The sequence below is a fragment of the Arthrobacter sp. NPDC058130 genome, assembly GCF_042884475.1.
In the GTDB taxonomy this organism is placed as follows: domain Bacteria; phylum Actinomycetota; class Actinomycetes; order Actinomycetales; family Micrococcaceae; genus Arthrobacter.
This window is the reverse complement of record NZ_JBHVTV010000004.1, coordinates 62,981-85,301: the sequence shown is the minus strand read 5'-3', so window position 1 is coordinate 85,301 and position 22,321 is coordinate 62,981. Positions and strand designations below refer to the sequence as shown.

Below are 22,321 nucleotides of genomic sequence, written 5' to 3'. Positions count from 1 at the left end.
AGATGCTCAGGAACGCAACGCTGGGGAGCGCTCGGGGGAGAGGGGCACGGCCGCCAGCCGGCCCGGCACCGACGACGGCACCCGCAACAATCAAGACCGGCTACACCACCGTACGGGCCGGTGCGAAAAAGACGCTGGCGCTGCTGCTGGCCGCCGCAGTCGCCCTGTCCCTGGGGCTGGTCGGCAGCCAGCCCGCCGCGGCGGACACCGCTCCCGCGGATCCCGCCAGCCCGGCCACCCCCGTCACCGTGTCCGCCGACGGCCTGCCCACCGCCCAGATCAACGGCGTCGCCTGGGCCCAGGTCATCATCGGCAACACGGTGTTCGTCGGCGGCAATTTCACCGAGGCCCGGCCCGCCGGCGCCGCTGCCGGCACCGGGACCGTCCCCCGGAACAACATCCTGGCCTACAACCTCACCACCGGTGCGCTGCTGAACACATTCACGCCCAGCTTCAACGGCGAGGTGACGGCACTGGCAGCCTCCCCGGACGGATCGCGGCTGTACGTCGGCGGCGCGTTTACCGCCTACAACGGCTCCACCGTGTGGCGGGCCGTCGCCCTGAACCCGGCCACCGGTGCCCTCATCACCAGCTTCCTGCCCCGCATGTCCGCATCGGTCCGCTCGATCGTGGCGACGTCCACCACGGTGTACCTCGGCGGCCTGTTCAACGCCGTCGGCTCCGTTACCCGCGACAAGCTCGCCGCAGTCAGCGCCTCCAACGCCGCGCTCCTGCCCTGGAACCCGGTTGCCGCCGGCGGCAGGGTCAACGCCATGACCCTCTCGCCGGACGGCGCGAGCATGGTGGTGGGCGGGGCCTTCACCTCCATCAACGGCTCCAGTAACCCCGGCTACGGCGTGGCCAAGGTGGACACCTCCCTGGGCGCCGTGAAGCCCTTCCAGATCAATAACATCGCCCGCAACGGCGGCACCACCGGCGCCATCACCACGCTGGCAACCGACGGCGTCAACGTCTACGGCGCCGGCTACACCTATGGCCGCAGCAGCACGCTGGAAGGAATGTTCTCGGTCAAATGGGCGGACGACTCCACCAATTGGCTCGAGGACTGCCACGGTGACACCTATTCCATCCAGCCGATGGGGGATGCGGTCTACCTGGCCGGCCACGCGCACTTCTGCGGCAACATCGGTGCGTTCCCCCAGGCGGAGCCCTGGCAGTTCAACCGCGGCATCGCCTTCAGCAAGAAGGCCACTGGCACGGTGACGGCCGAAAGCCACGCGTACACTGACTTCGCCGGGAACCCGTCGCCCTCGCTGCTGAACTGGTTCCCGATCCTGGACGCCGGCACCTTCACCGGCCAGGACCAGGGCGCCTGGACAGTTGCCGGCAACGCCGACTACATCGTGATGGCCGGTGAATTCACCACTATCAACAACCAGCCCCAGCAGGGACTGACCCGGTTCCCGCGGACCGGCCTCTCGCCGAACCTGCGCGGGCCGCGTCTGAGCGGCGCGAACTTCAACCCGACGCTGTCCAGCCCGGCCGCCGGTACCGTGCGGGTCCGCTGGCAGGCCAACTGGGACCAGGACAACGAGAACCTCACGTATGAGGTCCGCCGCAACGGCGCTGTGATCTCCACCGTCAACCAGGCATCCACCTTCTGGAGGCGGCCGGGCATGACGTTCCTGGACTCCGGCCGGACCCCCGGCCAGAGCTACGGCTACCGCATCTTCGCCCGTGACGCCTTCGGCAACGAGGCCCGCAGCGAGACTGTCACGATCACCGTCCCCGGTTCCGTTACGGCGCCGGGCAGTTACGCACAGCAGGTGCTGGCCGACAAGCCCGGCAACTACTGGCGCCTCGGCGAAACCGGCGGGGCCACCGGCGTGGACCTCGCGGGCAAGGACGATTTGATCGTCCGGCCGGGCGTGGGCTTCGGCGCCGCGGGGGCGATGACCGGAGATTCCGACACGGCCGCGACCTTCAACGCCACCACCGACGGGGTGGCCAGCAGCCCGACCCTGTCCGTCCGCCCGCAGGTGTTCAGCACCGAGGCGTGGTTCCGGACCGGCACCAAGCAGGGCGGCGAGATCATTGGCTTCGGCAACTCGCAGACGGGGGTGTCGGTGGACTACGACCGGAACGTCTACATGGACAACCTCGGCCGGATCTTCTTCGGCGTCCGCCCGACCGGCGGCACTGGCGCGGGCATCCGATACACCGTCAACACCACCAAGACCTTCAGCGACAACCAGTGGCACCACGTAGTGGCGACCCTGGGTCCCAACGGGATGCAGCTGTTCCTCGACGGCGTCCTTGCGGCCAACCGGACCGACACCACCGGGGCATGGCCGATCGACGGTTTCTGGCGCATCGGCGGCGATAACCTGGCCGGTTGGCCCAGCCGTCCGACGAGCCGGTACCTCAACGGCCAGATCGACGACGTCGCCATCTACCCGGCCGTGCTGCCGCTGTCCCGGGTGCAGGCGCACTTCGTGGCCTCCGGCCGCACCGTCAGCGCCCCTCCCGCGGCACCTGTGGCCGGGTTCACGTCCACGGCCAGCGGACTCAAGGCCTCGGTGGACGGGACCACGTCCTCGGACGCCAACGGACCCATCGCCGCCTACGCCTGGGACTTCGGCGACGGCGGTACCGGCACCGGGGTCACGGCGCAGCACACCTACGCGGCGGGCGGCACCTACTCGGTCCGGCTGACGGTAACGGACAACACCGGAAACACCGCCACGGTCGTCCATTCCGTGACGGTGGTGGCTCCGCCGGCGAACGTGGCCCCGACGGCCGCGTTCACCTCGACCGCCGCCAACCTGGCCGTTTCCTTCAACGGCACCGGATCAGCCGACCCGGACGGGACCATCACCGGCTACGCCTGGAACTTCGGGGACGCCAGTACCGGAACCGGGGCGACGGCGTCGCACACCTACGCCGGTGCCGGCACCTACACCGTCACCCTGACCGTGACCGACGACGACGGCGCCACGGGCACGCTCAGCAAGGCGGTCACCGTCACGGCCCCGGCGTCCAACACCGTGGTCGCCGCGGACGCCTTCGGGCGGGCCGTCACCGGAGGCTTCGGCACGGCGGACACCGGAGGGGCCTGGACGCTCTCCGGCGGCAACACCAGCTTCGCCGTAAACAACGGCTCCGGTGCCGTGACCCTCGGGGCAGCCGGAGCCAGCCGGAGCGGGTTCCTGAACTCGGTATCCACGGCAGCCTTCGATGGGACGGTCACGGTCTCGGCGGACAAGATCGCCGACGGCGGCGGCATGTTCGCCTCACTGCTCGGCCGGCGGGCGAACAACAACGACTACCGGGCCAAGATCAAGGTCGGCAGCAACGGCGCCGTGTCCCTGTACCTGACCCGGGTCATCAACAACGCGGAGACGACGATTGCCGGGCCCCTGGCGATTGCCGGCCTGACCATGGCCGCCAACGATCCCGTGATCATCCGGCTCAGCCTGACCGGCACCGCTCCGACAGCTCTCGGCGCGAAGGTCTGGCGGGCCTCGGCGGCCGAACCGGCGGCATGGCAGCTGACTGCGAGCGACTCGACGGCGGCGCTCCAAGTGGCCGGCGGTGCAGGACTCGTCGGCTACCTCTCAGGATCGTCCACCAATGTCCCGATGGTGTTGCGCTTTGACACCTTCGCCGTGAAGATCCCGTAGGCATCGGGAAACGGGGGGAAGCCATGAAGATGCTGAAGCCGCTACAAGGACCCGCGCAACGACGGGCACAGGCGGGCGGCCCGGGCCCGCGGGGAGTCCCGCGACGGCTGCTGGAAAAGATCATGGCTTCCCTCGCGGCTTCAGCGCTCGCACTGTCCATGGGACTGGCAGCAGTGGCTCCGGCGGCGGCGGACAGCGCCCCGCCGGAGCCGGCAAGCACCGCCAACCCGGCTACGGTAACGGCCGATGCCCTCCCCACCGCCCAGATCGACGGCGTCGTCTGGCAACAGGTGGTGGTCGGCAACACCGTCTACGCGGCCGGGAGCTTCGGCACTGCCCGGCCGGCGGGTTCGCTGGCCGGAACCAACACGGTGGTCCGCCGCAACATCCTGGCCTACAACCTCACCACCGGTGAACTGCTTCCTTTTGCCCCCGCGCTCAACGCCCAGGCGTTCAGCATCGCCGCATCGCCCGACGGCTCGCGGATCTACGTGGGCGGCGACTTCACCACCGTCAACGGTGCCACCGTCTGGCGGGTCGCCGCCCTGGATCCCGGCACGGGGGCGCTCATTCCCTCGTTCCTGCCCAAGGTCGCCGGCAGCGTCCGGGCGATCGTGCCCACGGCCGGCACTGTCTACCTTGGCGGGCTGTTCACCGCAGTCGGCTCAGCCGTGCGCAGCCGCCTCGCGGCCGTCCAGGCCTCCAACGGCGGACTCACAACCTGGGCGCCATCCGCGGAAGGCGGCCGGGTCAACGCCCTGGCCCTGTCACCGGACGGCACCCGGGTGGTGGTCGGCGGCGCCTTCACCACCCTCAACGGCTCAGCCAACCCCGGCTACGGGCTCGGCGCCGTGGATACCGTCAACGGCGGACTCCTGCCGTGGGCCGCCAACGAGCGCGTGCGCAACGCCGGACTCAACTCCGCCATCACGAGCCTGAGCGGGGACGCCGACAACGTCTACGCGACCGGCTACGTTTTCGGCGCGGGCGGCAATCTCGAAGGGACGGTCGCGGCCGGCTGGAACGGCGGCCAGATCACCTGGCTGGAGGACTGCCACGGCGACACCTACGCCGTCTATCCGGCCGGGGACACCATCTACAAGGTGGGCCACTCCCACTACTGCGGGAACGTTGGCGGCTACCCGCAGACCGAACCCTGGAGCTTCCAGCGCGGCCTCGCGTTCAGCAAGGCTGCCACCGGCACCGTAATCCGGGACCCGCTCGGCTACGCCAACTGGGCCGGGCTGCCCTCGCCGTCCCTGCTCAACTGGTTCCCCGCCGTCGACACGGGCACGTACACAGGCCAGAACCAGGGGGCCTGGGCTGTCACCGGCGACGGACAGTACGTGGTCATGGGCGGCGAATTCACCACCGTCAACGGCACACGCCAGCAGGGCCTGGTCCGGTTCGTCGTCCGGGACAAGGCCCCCAATGCCCGCGGACCGGTCCTCAGCGGAGCCAAGACCAACCCGACCCTGACCTCGCCCGCCGCCGGGACGGTGCGCGTGCGCTGGCAGGCCAACCATGACCAGGACAATGTCCGGCTCACCTACCGGGTCATCCGGGACGGCATCACCGCCGCCCCCGTCCACACCGTCACCCGGGACAGCACGTTCTGGCAGCGGCCCGGGATGAGCTACGTCGACACGGGGCTGGTCCCCGGCCAGACCTACAGGTACCGGATCTTCGCCACGGACCCGCTTGGCAACGAGTCCCGGTCCGATACCGTCTCGATCACGGCAGCGGCGTCGACACCAGCCAGCGGCTACGCCGACGCCGTCCGGGCCGACAAGCCGGGGAACTTCTGGCGCTTCAACGACCCCGCCGGACCCACGCTCGTGGATTCAGCCGGCGCCGAGGACCTCGCGGCCGCATCCGGGGCCGGGCTCCGCACGGACGGCGCAGTCGTCGGGGAAACCACCGGCGCCGGAACCTTTGACGGCACCGTCAACGGCGTCGCCACAAACAACGGGTTCCAGCGCACACCGGACGTGTTCACCGCCGAAGCCTGGATCCGCACCACCAGCACCACGGGCGGGAAAATCATCGGCTTCGGCAACGTTGCCAGCGGCACGTCCCGGGTTACGGACCGCAACGTCTATATGGACGACGCCGGACGGATCTACTTCGGCCTCTGGAACGGATCCGTGCGGTCCATCAACAGCGCCGCCGGGTTCAACGACGGTCAATGGCACCAGGTCGTGGCCACTCTCAGCGGCGGCGGCATGTTCCTCTACATCGACGGCGCCCGGGCTGCCTTCCGCACCGACTTCACCTCGGGCCGGATCTTTGACGGGTACTGGCGGATCGGATCGGACCTGGTGGGCACCTGGCCCAGCCAGCCCACCAGCGGCAGCATCAAAGGCGACATCGACGAGGTAGCGCTCTATCCCGCGGCCCTCGGCCTCCAGCAGGTCCAGAACCACTACCGCGCCTCCGGGCGCACACTCACTGTCCCGGCCACGCCGCCGACGGCGGCCTTCACGTCGTCGATCACGTACCTGACCGTCAGCGCCGACGCCTCCGGATCCTCGGATCCGAACGGTCCGGTCACTTCCTACAACTGGGCGTACGGCGACGGGAGCACCGGTACAGGCGTCACCACGCAGCACGTCTATGCGGCTCCCGGCGCCTACACCGTCCGGCTCACCGTGACGGACGGCGACGGCAACTCCTCCAGCACGACGCGGACCGTCACGGCCACGGCTCCACCGGGAAACCAGCCGCCGACGGCGGCGTTCACGTCCGCCACCGCCAAGCTCACCGCCACGATGGACGCATCAACGTCCGCCGACGCCGACGGCACCATCACCTCCTACGCCTGGGACTTCGGCGACGCCGCCACAGGAACAGGGAAAACCACATCCCATAGCTACGCCAGCGGCGGCACTTACCAGGTCACCCTGACCGTCACCGACAACAGCGGCGCCGTCAGCACCAGCACCGCACGGGTCACGGTGCAGCCGAACCAGGCGCCGTCCGCGCAGTTCACGGCCACGGTCAGCAACCTGGCCGCAGCATTTGACGCCGCCGGGACGCAGGATCCGGACGGCAACATCGCCTCCTACGCCTGGGACTTCGGCGACGCGTCGACGGGAACCGGCGCTGCACCCTCGCACACGTACTCTGCGGCCGGGAGCTACAACGTCGTCCTGACAGTGTTGGACAACGACGGCGCCGCCGGCACCGTCACAAAGACAGTCACCGTGGCGGCCCCGCCGCCGAACTCACCCATCGCCGCCGACGCCTTCGGGCGGACGGCAGCCCAAGGCTGGGGCACGGCGGACACCGGCGGGGCCTGGACGGCCGCCGGCACTGCGGGCAACTACGCCGTGGGCTCGGGGGTCGGTTCCATGACGCTGGGAGCTGCCGGAGTCCAGCGCCTGGCGTACCTGCCCGGGATCTCGGCCCCGGCCGCGGACGTCCAGGTCAAGACCTCGACGGACAAAATCGCCAGCGGCGGGGGCATGTTCCTGGGGATCATCGGGAGGAAGGCGGGGGCAGACGAGTACCGGGCCAAACTCAAGATCTCGGCGACCGGGAGCGCGAGCCTGTACCTGACCAAGCTCGTCGGCGGCACGGAAACCACCCTGCAGTCCATCACGGTGTCCGGCCTGAGCGTCGCGGCCGGAGACCAGCTCCGGCTGCGGATGACGGTGACCGGTGCCGCGCCGGCTTCCCTCCGGGCCAAGGTCTGGCGGGACGGTGCCCCCGAACCGGCCACGTGGCTCGCAACGGCCGGCGATGCCTCGGCCTCGCTCCAGGGTTCCGGTTCGGTCGGGCTGATGTCCTTCCTGTGGAGCACCGCGGGCAACGCGCCCGTGCAGGCGAAGTTTGACGATTTCAATGTGCGGCTCAACTGAGAACCGCGGGGTAAACATTTGCGGGTGAGCCTGGTCGAGGAGGGAAACCTGTAGTCCAGACGAAGGGACGAGCATGACGTGGGGATCAGAAGCCGCCACCGGAACCGCAGCGGCGGCCGGAACCGCAGCGGCGGCCGGCAACACTGCGGAGCCGGGCACCTCTACGGAGCCCGGCACCACCGGCCCGGATGCTCCGCCGCGGGCCCGCTCCAGCGCCGGCCGGCCCGTCCGCCGCGCCGCGGCCCTGGCTGGTGCCTTGGCCCTTTCCCTGCTCCTGTTCATCACCGCGGCCCTCATGGGGGCACCCGGCGGGGTCACCGATTCGGCGCCCCTTGACCCGAACGACCCCAGGACGCCGGTGACGGTCACGGCGGACAGCCTCCCCACCGCCCAGCACGACGGCGTGGCGTGGCAATCGGCCGTGATCGGCAACACCGTCTATGTGGTCGGCAGGTTCAACAATGCCCGCCCCTTCGGCGCGGCCGCCGGGACGCAGCTGACCCCCCGGGCCAACATCCTGGCCTTCGACATCACCACGGGACGGCTCATCACCGGCTTCGCGCCCGTCCTGAATGCCCAGGCGCTCGCCGTCGCGCCGTCGCCGGACGGATCGCGGCTGTACATCGGCGGGGATTTCACCACCGTCAACGGCGTGCAACGCCTGAGGGTCGCCGCGCTGAACCCCGTGACGGGTGCCCTGATCAGTTCGTTCGCGCCGGGGATGAACGCCTCCGTGCGGGCCATCGCGGCATCGGCCGGGACGGTGTGGATGGGCGGCACCTTCACCGGCGTCGGAACTGCCTCCCGCACCCGGCTGGCCGCCGTCAGCGCCGCGAACGGGGCCCTGTTGCCGTGGGCCCCGGTTGCCACGGGCGGCAAGGTCAACGCCCTGGCCCTGTCTCCCGACGGAACCCGCGTGGTGGCCGGCGGCGCGTTCACCACGCTGAACAGCTCGTCCCGTCCGGGGTACGGGCTCGGCATGGTTGACGCCGTCACCGGCACCAACCTGCCCCTCCAGGCCAACGACGTGGTCCGCGACGCCGGAACGGACTCCGCGGTGCTCTCGCTCTCCACAGACGGCACGAGCTTCTACGGCACCGGCTACATCTTCGGCACCGGCGGCAACCTGGAGGGTGCCTTCGCGGCGAACTGGTCCGACGGCCGCATCAAGTGGGTGGAGGACTGCCACGGCGATTCCTACGGCGTCTTTGCCACTGATACCGCCGTCTACGTCGCCGGCCATCCGCACTTCTGCGGAAACCTGGGAGGATTCCCGGAAGTCACGCCGCGCGTCTGGCACCGGGCGGTCTCCTTCAGCAAGGCCGTAACGGGAACCCTGGCGCAGGATACGCTCGGCTACCCGTCCTTCAGCGGGCAGCCCGCGCCGTCGCTGCTGAACTGGTTCCCGGACATGGACACCGGAACGGCCAGCGGCCAAAGCCAGGGCCCCTGGGCCGTAACCGGCAACAACACGTATGTCGTGATGGTGGGGGAGTTCCGCAACGTCAACCAGCAGCCGCAGCAGGGCATGGCGCGGTTCGCGCGCAGGGACGCGGCGCCCAACCTGCAGGGCCCGCGCGTCACCGGGGCCGCGTTTGTGCCCACCCTCTCCAGCCCCGGCGCCGGGCAGGTCCGGGTGCAGTGGCAGGCCAACTGGGACCGCGACAATTCGAACCTGAGCTACAGCGTCCTGCGCGACGGGAACCCCGTCCCGGTCCACACCGTCTCCGCGCAGTCCACCTTCTGGCAGCGCCCCAACCTGGTGTTCAACGACGCCGGACTCACCGCCGGTGCGCACACCTACCGGATCGCGGTCCGGGATCCGCTGGGAAACACGGTTACGGGAGACACCCGCAGCATCACCATCGCGGGTTCCACCGGCACCCCGCCGATGGCCGCCTTCACGGCCGGCACCACGGGGTTGACCGTGAACGTCGACGCCGCAGCGTCCTCGGACCCCGGCGGCGCGATCACGGGCTACTCGTGGACGTTCGGCGACGGCGCCACCGGCAGCGGCGTCACGGCGTCGCACAGCTACGCGGCCGGCGGCACGTACACCGTGACGCTGACCGTGACGGACAACAGCGGCGCCACCGGCAGCACCAGCCAGGCCGTCACCGTCACAGCCGGCGGGGTCCTGGCGCAGGACGCCTTTGGCCGGACCCTGGCCTCCGGCTGGGGAACGGCGGACTCCGGCGGAGCATGGTCGCTGAACGGCTCGGCGTCGTTCTTCTCGGTGGCCGGAGGGCAGGGAATCATGAACCTGGCCGCAGGCCGGGGCCCGTCAGCATTCCTGCCGTCGGTGTCGACCGCGGCGAGCAACTCGCTCGTGACGGTATCGCTGGACAAGATCGGCAACGGCGGCGGCACCTACCTGGGCGTGATCGGACGGCGTGTGGGCACGGCGGAATACCGCGGCAAGGTCAAGGTCGCATCGAACGGGGCCACCACCGTCCAGCTGACCCGGCTCTCGGGCGGCGCGGAGACCGTGCTCGGGCAGTCCACCCCGGGAATCACACTTGCGGCCGGCCAGCAGCTGCAGCTGCGGGTGGAGGTCGCCGGGGCCGCGCCCACTACGATCCGGGCCAAGACCTGGCGTACGGGCACCGAGGAGCCGGGCACATGGGCTGTCACGGCCACCGACTCCACCGTCGGCCTGCAAGGCGGGGGATCGGTGGGGCTGCTGTCCTACCTCTCCAGTTCCGCCACCAATGGGCCGGTGCTGGCACGGTTCGACAACCTCCAGGTGCCGCCGAACTGACGCGACGAGCGGAAGGAACACCAGCAGGACCGGGAACGGGCAGCTGCGACCGGGCATTCACTCAAGGAATGGCGAAGCCGAGCGAAGGAGGACACTGATGTCCTGCACGATTGGGGGCGCGACCGCGCTTCATGCACACGGAGAGCTTTCCCGGAGAACTCCCCGGCTGCGTCGGTGGCGGCACCGTTTGCCGGCCGCGGCCCGGGCCTGGAAAACGGTTGCCAGTGCTGTGCTGGCCACAGCCTTGGCCCTTACGGCGGCCCCCGGGGCCACCGCGGACTCGGCCCCGGCCGATCCCAGCCTTCCCTCGAGTCCTGTGACGGTGACGGCTGATTCGCTGCCGACGGTCCAGGTTGACGGGGTGGTCTGGCAGCAGGCTGTCATCGGAGACACGGTGTACGCCGTGGGTCATTTCGGAACCGCCCGCCCCGCCGGCGCCGCGGCCGGCACGCAGACCACGCCGCGGAAAAACATCTTGGCGTTCAGCCTGACCACGGGCAAGCTCATCACCAGCTTCACGGCGTCCCTCAACGCCCAGGCCCTGGCGGTGGCGGTGTCCCCGGACCACAAGCGGCTCTATGTGGGCGGTGACTTCACCAAGGCCAACGGCCAGGCCGTGCGCAAGGTGGTGGCACTGGATCCTGCGACGGGAGCTGTCATCCCGGGCTGGGCGCCGCCCATGTCGGGCTCGGTCCGGGCGATCGTGGCCACGCCGGACACGGTCTTCATGGGCGGTACGTTCACCGCCGTCGGGTCCACCTCAAGATTGCGGCTGGCGGCGGTCCGCGCCTCCGACGGCGGCGTGCTGGACTGGAAGCCCGCGGCCGGCGGCGGACGGGTCAACGCCCTGGTCCTGGCTCCTGACCGCAGCAAGCTGGTGGTCGGCGGGGCGTTCAGCACCCTCAACGGCAGTGGGGACCCCGGCTTTGGATTGGGCGCCGTGGACGTGGTGGGCGGCAAGACCCTACCAACGCCTGCCAACAAGGTCGTCCGCAACGCCGGCACCTACGCGGCCATCACGTCCCTCTCGAGCGACGGGACGAGCTGGTACGGGACGGCTTTCATCCTCATTGACAGCGGCGGCACCGGAAACCTTGAGGGATCGTTTGCCGCGAACTGGTCCGACCTCGCGATCAAGTGGATCGATGACTGCAGCGGCGACTCGTACAGCACTTTTGCCAGCAGCACCGCCGTCTACAAGGCAGGCCACTCCCATGACTGCGGGAAGATCGGTGGCTTCCCGGAATCCAAGCCCCGCGCCTGGCACCGGGCGCTCGCCTACAGCAAGGCAGCGACCGGGATCCTGACCCGGCCCAATTCACGGCTCCCCAGCTTCACCGGCCAGCCCATGCCCACCGTGCTGGTGTGGTTCCCTGACATGGACACCGGAACGGCGACGGGCCAGAACCAGGGCCCGTGGACCGTGACCGGGAACGACAAATACGTCGTCATGGGCGGCGAATTCCGCAACGTGAACCTGCGCGGGCAGCAGGGGCTGGCGCGCTTTGCCGTCAGCAGCATGGCTCCGAACAAGGAAGGCCCGAGATCCTCGGCCGCGTCCACAAACCCGGTGCTGTCATCGCCGTCGGCCGGCGCGATCAACATCAGCTGGCAGGCGAACTGGGACCGTGACAATTCCAGGCTCACCTACAGGCTGTACCGGGACGGGACGCTCATCAGCACACGGACGGTCTCGTCCCGGTTTTGGTACCGGCCCACCGTCCAGCACCTCGACTCGGTGCCGCCCGGCAGCACCCATGGGTACAAGGTGGTGGTCAGCGATGCGTTCGGCAACGCCAAGTCGTCCACGACTGTGAGCCTGAGAGCGAAATGACACGCAAAACGGGCCGGATCCGTGACGGATCCGGCCCGTTTCAGGACCCGGCCAAAGGGCCTAGGAGTTGTAGCGGATGCCGCCGGTCTTGCCCTCCACCAGCATGCCCTGGGTGTCGGCCCAGCGGTTGCTGGTGGTCAGGCCGGCCACCGTGCTCGCGGCGCGGCTGATAACGCGGATGGGATACTTCGAGCCGTTGCCGAAATCGAACTGGTTGCGGCCGAGCTTGTTGTTCGAGACCGTGACCGTGATGTTCGAGTACTTTCCGTTGTCGATGTTGATGGACGTCTGGCCGTCGTCCACCCAGTTCTTGTCGACCACGACGTTGGCGAGCTTGGCAACGTTCTGCTGCAGCATGATGCCAATTCCCGCGTGGGTGCCGCGCGGGTTTGGTGCGCTGCCGGCACCGGGCTTGGAGTTGGCCACGATGTTGTTGCCGACGATGCGGATGTTCTGGCCGCCCTGGACCTGGATGCCGTCATTGTGCGTGCCGTCGCTGTGGGCGGGGTCGTTCGACCAGTAGGTCAGCCCGTGGATGTAGTTGCCTTCGGCCGTTACGTTGGCGGTCACGGGGCCGCCGGGGCGGTTGTAGATGCCCAGGCCATCGTTGGAGCCCTGGATGTGGTTCCGCCGGGCCGTGTAATCGTGGCCGACGATGCCGTCGCGGTAGTAGGACGGGCTGTCCGGGATGATCGTGCTGTCCTGGACCACAAGGTTGACAACAGCGGCGTTGTTCGCGTCGACGACGCCGGTGTTGGACTTTGGGGTCGCCTTGCCGCCGTGCAGCCGGCTGTTCTTGATGACCACGTTCTTGGCCCGGACCTTGATGTCACCGTAGATGTCCAGCCCGTCCAGGACCGTGCCGTCCTTGGTGATGACGAGGTCCGCGCCGGAGGTGTTGTAGGGCTTCAGCGCCGTTCCGGCCGGAATACCGGTGGTGGACGCGCTCGGCTGGTAGGAGCCGATGGTCAGCGCGGCGGGCGCCATTGCGGGCGCAGCCTGGACGGCCGGTGCCGCGGACAGGGCGAGGGCAGTGATCGTCACTGCCGCAGCTCCGGTGGCATACGTTGCGCGGACGTTCTTGCGCTGGATTTTCTTCGAGCCAATGGCCATAGTGTCAAAACCTCTGTTGTCTAGCTATCCGGGCACGGGGAATCGCACGGACATAGCGGAAGTGGCGGGAGGCCCGTGAGGGCCTGTCTGCCGGCGGCGTGGAGACCGCGCCGGTATGTTGGCTGGTGCATAGTCAGTGCAAGTAGTGCTCGTGGGGCCCAGGTGACTACGACCCGGGCAAGGCGCGGGCGGGCCCGTGGCTCTCGCGACTGACGTACCGGGAGGCGCTCCCCGACCCCGGCGTCTGTGCAGACACGCTAGTCGAGGTCCCCGCAACGTTGCAAATTGATAACACCGGCACGCTGGGCATTCCAACTTGATCACGCCCGGGCGTGTCGCTTGCGACAGGTCGTGAAAGCCCCTGCGAATCAGGGCTTCAGGACGGGCGGCGCGACACCGGTGAAACAGCAGCAAAGAACTATTTTCTGCGGTACTCGCTATAGACGTAGCCAAAAGCACCGGCCGCCATGCCCAGGCCCCGGGCGGCAGTCCGCAGTCCTTTGGCCTGCTGCTGGGCCGAGCCGCTGATGAGGCCCACCCCCAGCCGTGCCGATCCGCCGAGCAGCCGGACTGACCCGGTTCCCAAGGCAACGCCCCTGGCGCCCAGCCGGGCCGCGGTGCCGCCGGCAAGTTCCAGGTCCACGCGGGTCGCGGAGTTCCCGCTGCGCAGGGCGCGGCGCAGAACCCAGCCGCGGGTGAGCCGCCCCGACGGGACCCGGTCCACCACGACGGCCTCATCGCACCACAGCATGGATCCTCCGCGCTGGACGAGCTGCCGGGTGAACAGTGTGTCCGAGCCGCCGCTGAGGCCGAATCGTTCATCAAATGAGAGCCGCAGCTCACGGACCTGCCGCAGGTCCAGGAGCAGGTTGTTCGTCGCTGCCACATCAAGACGGGTCCCGGTGGCGAGCCGGCGGCGGTGGAAGAATTTTCCGGCTTCGATCCATGGCTCCGGAGTGTGTTCGTATTCGCTGACGACCGGGCCCACGACGGCGGCGGCGCCGCTGGAGCGCTGCAGGCCCACCAGTTGCGCCAGCCACTGTTCCGAGGGCACTTCGTCATCGTCAATGAAGACCAGCAGCGCGCTTGATGCCGCCTCCCGCAGGGCGCGGTTCCGCGCCGCCGCGATCCCCGGCCTAGGCTCGTGGACGTACCGGACCAGCCCCGGCCGGAGAGTGCCGGAGAGCCGTTCCACGATGGGACCGGCGCTCGCCTCGGGATCGTTGTCGATCACCAGCACCGTGGCCGGTGGCCCGCCCGGCCCGCCCAGGGACTCCTGGCCGGTTCCCGCCTGGGCCGCCAGCCGCGGCAGAGCCAGGGCGATGTCCTCCGGCCTGCGGAAGGTCAGCACCGCAATGACGAGGCCGTCCGCCGGGATACCGACGGCGGGTTCCTCGCCCGAGGGGCGGACGCGGGGGTGGGTGATGTCAGCCATTCTGGCCTCTCGTCGTCTGGGCTTGGCGGCGGGCAGGACGTCCAATGAGGGCCCGCGCCTGCTCGAGGTAGCCCGAGAGCATGCGCCGGTGGAAAACCCGCAGCGCGGCGAGGGTGAGCGCAGCATAGAGCGCCAGCCCGGCGAACAGATGCCACGGGCCAACGGTTGCCAGGGACAGCGCCCAGTACCCTGCCGCGCCCCAGGCCGCGGCATGGACGGCCGGGAAGATGGCCGTCAGCTGGGACGTCGCCGTCACCCCCGTCAGCCGGTACTGGATGCGCAGGAGCACGGGTGTGAGGATGAAGCCGGCGGCGGAGTATCCGACGGCCACGCCGAAGACGCCGAACTGGAGCCCGATCACAATTCCGCCCACCTGCACGACGGCGGCGAGAGTCTCATACCGGACGATCAGCCCGCTCTGCCCGAGGCCCTTCATCAGGGAGGGGGTGACGTAAAAAACGGTTTCGCGGGCGCCCCCGATGGCGAGCACGCTGACCAGCCCGGCTGCGGGCAGCCACTCGGGACCCAGGACCAGGCCCACGAGCTCGGGGGCGGCGCAGGCCACGAAGATCATGAGCGGAACCGCGGAGATCGCCAGCAGCCGCGTGGCTGCCACGAGGCTGGCGGCCACTTTCTCCGGGCTGCCGGCCGCTCGGGAGAACGCGGGAAACATGACGCGGTTGACGGTCTGCCCAATCAGCTGGACCGGGATGACGAGGATGCGGTAGGCCATCCCGTACAGCGAGAGGGCGGCAACGCCGAGCACCCGGCCCACCAGGATGTTGTCCAGGTTCCGGGAGAAGTAGGCCAGGCAGTCCGTGGCAAAGACGCTGAAGCTGAAGCGGAAGAGAGGCGCCACGGTCCGGAAGGCAAAATTGGGGACGGGACCCCGGCTGGCCGCCAGCAGCAACGCGCTGCAGACGAGGTCGGTTGTGACCACCTGGTACACCATGGACCACGGGCCGGCACCGGCAAACGCGGCGCCGATTCCGGCCGCGCAGCCCGCGGCGGCAGCCGCGATGTCCGCCGCGCCGACCCTGTGGAGGGCCAAATTTCGGGACAGCATGGCCCGCGGCGTGATGGCCAGGGCCTTGATGGGGACCGCCAGCGCCAGCAGCCGCAGGATCGGCTCAAGCTCCGCTACGCCGAAGAACTGCGCGATCCACGGAGCGGCCCACCAGGTCACCACCCCGAGCAGGACCGCCACCAGGATGTTCAGCATGGCGGTGGCACCTGCCATGCGGCGGGTGACATCGGGCCGCTGGACGAGCGCCGCGGAGAGGCCCTGATCCAGCAGCAGCGCCACCAGGCTGATGTACACGGTGGCCGCCGCGATGACCCCGTAGCTCTGCGGGCCCAGGATCCGGGCCAGGACCACGGCGCAGAGCATCTGGAATCCCTGCCGGGCCAGTACTGCCCCGAAGCTCCACCGGACGCCTCGCGCGGTTTTGGGCGGTGCGGCCGGGATAGCGACCGCGCGGGGGGACGGGCCGCCCGTCACAACAGCCTGCCGGCGGCCTGAGCCAGATGCCCGGCCATGAGGGTCCCGTAGTGTTCCGGACTGTGCCTGCGGCCCGCTTCGGCGGCGTCGAGCACTGCGCTGGATTGGTATTCCTGCCACCGGCCGGCGACGCGGGCGAGTGCTGCGGCCAGCTCGCCGGGATCGCCGGGTTCGACGAACTGCGCCGAACGGTACCCGGCCGCGGCCTCCCTCAGGCCCGAGGTGTTGCTGACGATGACGGGCCGGGAGGCCAGGACTGCTTCGACCGCGGTGTTGCCGAACGGCTCGTCGAGCCGTGAAGGCACCACGACGACGTCGGACTCGGCTAGGAAGGGCCAGACAACATTCTGGAACCCATGGAACGTGACGTGCTCTTCGGCCCCATGGGCTTGAACCTGGCTCCGGAGGCCGGCCTCGTACTCCTCGTAGCCGGGGAAGACCGCCCCGACCAACGACAGCCGGGCGGGCACGCCATCGCCGCGGAGCCGCAGCAAGGCGTCGATGGCCACGTCCACGCCCTTGCGGTGGGACAGCCGTCCGACGTAGAGGATCCGGAGCCCGCCGTGGAGATCCGGCCGCGGCGGGACCGTCTCGGCCGGCCCGGGGACCCCGTTGTAGAGCACTCGCGGTCGGCCCTGGAGCGCCGGGAGCGCGGAGGCCAGCGTGTCGGAACTGAACTGGCTGTTGGTCAGGATGCCGCGAGAGAACAGGAGTGGCAGGGCCAGGGCTGCGCGAAGGAACCTCGGGGCGTTGGCCTCTGCCTCATGGACGTGGGTGACCACCGGGACCCCTGTAGCCCGTCCCGCCGCCGTCCACAGGGGGACAGTGATGGTGTTCGCCAGGATGACGTCCGGACGGGCGCCCCGAATCACCCCGATGCTGCGGAGCAGCCCGTGCACCGAGGTGGCCGCGAGCTTCACCAGACCCGGCGGCGTGAGCAGGCTCTTGCGCAGCACCGGCGTCGGCGAGAGGATCACCGCGGCGCCCCGGCGCTTGAGTTCCGCCACGAGCGGCCCGGGAGACGGCAGGGCCACCAGGACGCGGGCGCCGCTGCGGTGCAGCCCGTCGATGGTTTCCAGCAGCACCCGGTCGGAGCCGTAGAGATCCGCGCTGGGATGGGCCACCAGTACCGAGAATTGCCCGCCGTCAGTCTTCATAGTGCCCCCCTTGATCCGGTACCGCGGCGGAAGGCACCCCTGAACAGGACCGGGCCGCTGCTGACGCAGGAACACCGGTTCGGCCGCCGGGGACGGGCCCCGGGACCCGTTGCTGGGACCCCGCCGCTGAGATTTGCCGCTGAGACCTGCTGCTGAGACCTGCCGCCAGGATCTGAGCCCAGGCCTGTTTCCAGGACTTGATGCCCAAAAGGTTGCTGGACCTGCCGGTCCGCCCTGGCTTAGGGAAAGACTACGGCCGGTGCCGGAATTTGGCTAGGATTCAGGCCCTGCACGCAGGACCGTCCGCCGGCAGGGCGGCGTTCGCTCCGGCGCCCCGAGGCGAGGGGGCCCGAGCCGGCCCCAAAAGACACAAAACCAAAAAGCTTCCGCCCGGCACGGACGCAGTCAATAATGGTGCGTCAAGGGACCATGAAGGACCGTGCCGCTGCAGGCACGGCGTGGTGGCCGCATGGGGGGTTCGCTTGGAACTGTCTGAATACGGGCGCGCAATTGCGCGGGGCTGGCTGATCGTGCTCCTGTGCCTGCTGGCCGGCGTCGCCGTTGCCTGGGGCGTGACGGAGAGGGCAACGCCGGTGTACCAAAGCACCGTCAAGTTCTATGTGGTCTCGCCGCCGTCGGCGGGGCAGTCGTCCCTGCAGTCCCTCGAGTTGTCGCGGGGACGTATTGCCTCCTACGCGAGCCTGATCAAGAGCGACAAGTTTGTGGAAAAACTGGTCAGCAGCAGTTCCACCGGCCTGACGGCAGCGGACATTGCCCAGAGCGTCAGTGCGTCTGCGGACCAGGACACCCTGATGCTGACGGTTGTGGTCAGCCTTCCGGACCAGGCCAAAGCCCTTGAGATCGCCCGCGAGATTGTCGCCGGGCTCAACTCGGCGCTGGATGACGTCGGAGCCGGCCGGACGCAGAGCGGCGGCGGGCAGACTGTCCTGAACGTCGTGGCGGGACCCACCGACGAGGCGGATCCGGTGTCCCCCCGGCTCTCGTTGAACCTCGCCCTTGGCGCGCTGCTGGGCCTCGGCGCCGGCATCGGCGTCGCTGTCGCCCGCCGGATGACGGACCACACGCTCCGGACACCGGAAGAGGTCGAGGACGCCTCCGGGCTGCCGTTGCTGGCCCGCGTCCCGGCCAGCACACAGGCACGGCAGTTCTCCGCCGTCCTGGAACGCCGCCCGGCCTCGCTGCTGGACGAGGCGGCACGGCGGCTCCGCACCAACATCGAACATCTGCCCGCATTGCCGGCCTCCGGCGTCGTGCTCATTACCTCGGCTCGGGGCGGGGAGGGCAAGACCACGGTGGCACTCATGCTGGCCCGCGCGTGGGCAGAGGCGGGGGAGAAGGTCCTGCTGGTGGAAACGGACCTCCGCTTCCCGCGGCTGGAATCGGATCTCAAGCTCGGCAACGCGCTCGGCCTGGCCGACGTCCTCGCCGGCCGGGCAGCCCTGCCCCGTGTTATCCAGAAAACAGCGAGCGAGCGGCTCCGCATTCTCGCTGCCGGCTCCGTTCCAGAGAACCCCACCGAACTCCTGGCGAGCCAGGCCATGGCCGCCGCATTGGGCGAGATGCGGGGCAGTTACAGCCGCGTCATCCTCGACGCGCCAGCCATGCAGCCGTTCAGCGACGCCGCCCTGCTGGCCGTGCAGGCGGACTCAACAGTGCTGGTGGTCCGGTACCAGAAGGTGACGCGGGAACTGCTGGGCGCGTCCCTGCGGAACCTGGAACTGGTCAAAGGCACTGTGGCGGGCGCGGTGCTGAACGCCCTTCCGCTCCGGCTGTCCGAAGGCCGCAAACAGCCGCGGACGAAGCTGCGCAAGCCGAAGAAACGTGGCAAGGTGACGCCCCCGGAGGCCCCTGCGGAGCCGGCTCCGGTCAAGCATTCCGCCGCCCGGCGGTGAGCATGGACGGCGCTGTCCTCGTGGTCCCCGCTCCGGGCCGGACCGTGAAGCCCGGCCGGGCGGCCTAGATGCAGCTGGCGGCCTGGATCGGGTTGTGCCTCGCGGCGGCCTTCCTCTTCCGCAAACGCGACAGGGTGCCGTTGGCTGCGGTGCTGGGCCTGTGGCTGCTGGTGCCGGCAATCGGATCCTCGACGCTCACCGGGGTGTCCTCCGGCCCCACGTCCGTCCACGCCGCGACGTGGCTGGTGGCCTCGATCTTCCTTGTGCGGCTGCTTCACGACCCCGCCAGCATCCGGATGGTCCTGGGGGCTCATTTCCTGCTGTTCCTGATCCTGGGGCTGGTCATCGTGGCGGCGTACCTGGCCACGTCGACCTCCGGCAACGGCGGCGGCATGGTGCTGTTGGTGGACCAGATTGTGGTGCCGGTGCTGTTTTTCCTGCTGCTGCTGGCCGACGCCGTTCGCGGCGGGGGACTGGTGGTGATGCTGCGCACCGTGCTCCTGTCCCTCGTTGCGATCGCGTGCGCCGTGGCCGTGGCGCAGTGGCTGACCGGCAACGTCCTGTTCTACGAGGCCGGGTTCAAGAGCCAGTACTGGTTCGCCCGGGATGCCGGGCGCTGGATGGGGACACTCGACCAGCCGCTCGCCCTGTCCCTGGTTGTCGGTGTTGCGGCGCCGCTGGTGGCGGGCCTGACACGGCAGTGGCTGCAGGCGGGGCTGCTGGCACTTATGGCCGTGGGCGTGCTGATCTCGCAGTCCCGAGTGGGTCTCGTGGCCCTGGCCGTGGCAATCGTGGTGGTGGTGCTTATTGCCCGCCGGCCTGTCTGGGTCAAGACGGCTATGCTCCTGGTGATGGCGGGAGTGGGCGCGGCCATCATGGTCTCCCCGCTGGTGGCCGGCGTGGCGGCGCGCGTGGCCGACGACACCGGGTCCAGCGAGGCCCGCGGCATTGCCCTGGAGTACTTCCTGAGTCGGTGGAACGACTTCGCCGTGGCCGGCCAGGGAATCGGCTCCAGCTACCGGTTGGCCGTCCAGGCCGGGCTGCAAACGAGCTTCGAGAATCCGACCCTGATGTACGGAATCGACTTCGGCCTCCTGTTCGCCGTCCTCTACTTCGGTTCCATGGCCGTGCTGGTGTTCCGCGGCATGAGGACCGGCTATCCCGGCCTGACCCTCGCCGGGTTCATGGCGCTGGTCATTCCCCAGACTTACAGCTCCCTGGCCACCCGGTCCGCCGGCGGCATCGTCATCTGGACGGTCCTGGCCATGGTGGTCATCGCAACCGACGAGGCCAGGGCACGCAGGGCGTCCCCGCGCGCACGTGTCACCGCCAAGGCGCCCGCCCCCGCGGGCGTACACGCAGCCGCCGCCCCCGCGGGCGTACACGCAGCCGCCGCCGTCCCCGCGCCCGCCACGGCACCCGCCCTCACCGCCGCAAACCTGCCGGGCCCAGGATCGCCGTGATCGCGCGTCGGCAGTTCCTGGGCTTCGCCGCAGCGGGGGCCGTACTGGGCGTGGCCGGCTGCTCGGCCTGTCCCGGGGGCCGCGCGGCGGGAGCAACGCCGCGGCCGCGGCCCGCGGTTGTCCCGGCGGCGTCCGCGGCCCAGGAATTCGTCACCGCGGGCGCCGTCGCGGCGCCGGGGGGCAAGGGGCCCTTCACGGTCGCCGCCCTGCTGGAAACGCCGTCGTTCTTCGTCGCGCACCGCGGCTCGGGGGACAACTGGCCGGAGCACACAATGCGCGCCTACAAGGGGGCGGTGGCGGCCGGGCTGAAGGCGATCGAGGTGTCAGTGTCCGCCACCTCGGACGGCGTGCTGGTCTGCCACCACGACCTGAACACCCAGCGGCTGACCGGCATTGACCTGACCATCGCCCGGGCGCCCTACGCCGCGCTGGAGCCCCTAAGCAACGACGCCCGGGCCTGGCTCGGCCCGGCCACGCCGCTGGAACCCATCGCGCTCCTCACCGATGTCCTGGACACCTTCGCGGCCAGCCATGTGATCTTCCTTGAGGACAAGCCCGGGACCAACGCGGACGAAATCCTGGCCCTGCTGGAGAACTATCCCGCCGCCCGTGAGCATGTGGTGTGGAAACAGCCCGCCGCATCGCGCGGGCACGACCTCGCCGCGGCGAAGGGCTACACCACCTTTGGCTACATGGTCTCCCGTGACCAGGACAAGGTGCCGCAACTCATCACGCGGACGGACCTGCTGGGGATCCACCACACCGCGCCGGAGTCCATGATCCGGCAGGTGGTGGCCTCCGGAAAGCCGGTTCTCGCCTGGGAGCTGCATCGGCGCAGCGAGTACGCCCGCCTCCGGGACCTGGGTGTGCGTGGCTTCATCTGCGCGAACATCCGCTATGTCCTGCACCAGGATCCACCGCTCCTCGAAGACGGCTTCGCCGCCGGGCGCCGCGGAACCGGCGATCTGCCGTGGGCCGCGGACGCCGTCTGGGACGGGCAGCCGGCATTTGCCGACGGCGCCATCAGCATCTCCAGCCCCGACCAGACCGGCTACGTGCTGGGCTCCCTGGCGGAGGCGGTGGACTCCCCGGACCGGGAGTTCGAGTTCGAGCTGTGCTGGCCGTCCGGACCCCCGGCGGCGGGCCCGGGGGCGGGTGTGGCCTTTGGCCAGGACACCGACGCGCCGTACCGTCCAGGGTCCGCCCCGAAAGGCTCCGGCTATTCCCTGGACGTCGCCGCGGACGGCACCCTGGCGCTCTACCGGCACGACGCCGGGACCACGGATCCGGTCCGGCTCGCCGAAACCGGCAGCCCCGCGCCGCGGGCAGGGGAGTGGATGAAGTTCGTTGTGTCACTGCGGCCGTGGAGCATCGGCGTCCGCCGGGACGGGGGCGGTACGTCCGGCTGGAGCGTCTCAGCCGAGGACTCCCGCTACGGCGGTGCATGGCTGACCCTGCTCAAGAATTACGACGCCGGTCCTCCCGTCGAGTTCCGTGGCGTGCGGGTCCGCGCGGTGGCCGCACAGGAGGGCTGCGGGAACGTGGGATAATTAGGTTTAATCTGTGTGACGTATTTCGCTCCGGCTGCCCGGCCGGCAGGGGTACGCCGCAGCGACCGCCGATCCAGGAGTCTCCGC

11 protein-coding genes are annotated in these 22,321 nt (G+C 69.7%); 7 read left to right on the top strand and 4 right to left on the bottom strand.

Translation table 11 applies throughout. From position 1 onward, the window contains the following. Positions 1-2: 2 nt before the first annotated feature. The 4 genes from ACFVTM_RS09995 (at position 3) to ACFVTM_RS09980 (ending at position 12,102) form a co-directional block, all read left to right on the top strand. Complete coding sequence (locus ACFVTM_RS09995; RefSeq protein WP_390203297.1) at positions 3-3,644, top strand: PKD domain-containing protein; 3,642 nt, start codon at positions 3-5, stop codon at positions 3,642-3,644. A 122-nt stretch (positions 3,645-3,766) separates the two neighbouring features. Further along, entirely contained in the window at positions 3,767-7,507 is a 3,741-nt protein-coding gene (locus ACFVTM_RS09990) for a PKD domain-containing protein (RefSeq protein WP_390203296.1), read from the top strand. A 73-nt stretch (positions 7,508-7,580) separates the two neighbouring features. After that, the gene (locus tag ACFVTM_RS09985) at positions 7,581-10,268 is read left to right on the top strand and encodes a PKD domain-containing protein (protein WP_390203295.1); all 2,688 of its coding nucleotides are present in this window, start codon (positions 7,581-7,583) and stop codon (positions 10,266-10,268) included. Positions 10,269-10,497: 229 nt separating this feature from the next. Beyond that, a complete protein-coding gene (locus tag ACFVTM_RS09980) occupies positions 10,498-12,102 on the top strand; it encodes a hypothetical protein (protein ID WP_390203294.1) in 1,605 nt (534 codons plus the stop codon). Positions 12,103-12,162: 60 nt separating this feature from the next. On the opposite strand, the gene ACFVTM_RS09975 is transcribed toward ACFVTM_RS09980, so the two are convergent. From ACFVTM_RS09975 to ACFVTM_RS09960, 4 genes are all read right to left on the bottom strand, one after another. Then, a complete protein-coding gene (locus ACFVTM_RS09975) occupies positions 12,163-13,215 on the bottom strand; it encodes a right-handed parallel beta-helix repeat-containing protein (protein ID WP_390203293.1) in 1,053 nt (350 codons plus the stop codon). A gap of 418 nt (positions 13,216-13,633) precedes the next feature. Continuing rightward, complete coding sequence (locus tag ACFVTM_RS09970) at positions 13,634-14,650, bottom strand: glycosyltransferase family 2 protein (protein ID WP_390203292.1); 1,017 nt, start codon at positions 14,648-14,650, stop codon at positions 13,634-13,636. Then, positions 14,643-16,151 (bottom strand): lipopolysaccharide biosynthesis protein, encoded by a 1,509-nt coding sequence (locus ACFVTM_RS09965; protein WP_390203291.1) that lies wholly within the window; start codon positions 16,149-16,151, stop codon positions 14,643-14,645. The genes ACFVTM_RS09970 and ACFVTM_RS09965 overlap by 8 nt, the downstream gene beginning before the upstream one ends. Beyond that, the gene (locus ACFVTM_RS09960; RefSeq protein ID WP_390203290.1) at positions 16,148-17,308 is read right to left on the bottom strand and encodes a glycosyltransferase family 4 protein; all 1,161 of its coding nucleotides are present in this window, start codon (positions 17,306-17,308) and stop codon (positions 16,148-16,150) included. The genes ACFVTM_RS09965 and ACFVTM_RS09960 overlap by 4 nt, the downstream gene beginning before the upstream one ends. Positions 17,309-17,790: 482 nt before the next feature. Here ACFVTM_RS09960 and ACFVTM_RS09955 point away from each other — a divergent pair, with 482 nt between their 5' ends. The 3 genes from ACFVTM_RS09955 (at position 17,791) to ACFVTM_RS09945 (ending at position 22,234) form a co-directional block, all read left to right on the top strand. Next, positions 17,791-19,221, top strand: a complete 1,431-nt coding sequence (locus ACFVTM_RS09955) for a polysaccharide biosynthesis tyrosine autokinase (RefSeq protein ID WP_390203289.1) — start codon at positions 17,791-17,793, stop codon at positions 19,219-19,221. A 68-nt stretch (positions 19,222-19,289) separates the two neighbouring features. Continuing rightward, positions 19,290-20,684 (top strand): hypothetical protein, encoded by a 1,395-nt coding sequence (locus ACFVTM_RS09950; protein WP_390203288.1) that lies wholly within the window; start codon positions 19,290-19,292, stop codon positions 20,682-20,684. After that, the gene (locus ACFVTM_RS09945) at positions 20,681-22,234 is read left to right on the top strand and encodes a glycerophosphodiester phosphodiesterase (RefSeq protein WP_390203287.1); all 1,554 of its coding nucleotides are present in this window, start codon (positions 20,681-20,683) and stop codon (positions 22,232-22,234) included. The genes ACFVTM_RS09950 and ACFVTM_RS09945 overlap by 4 nt, the downstream gene beginning before the upstream one ends. Positions 22,235-22,321: the final 87 nt, after the last annotated feature.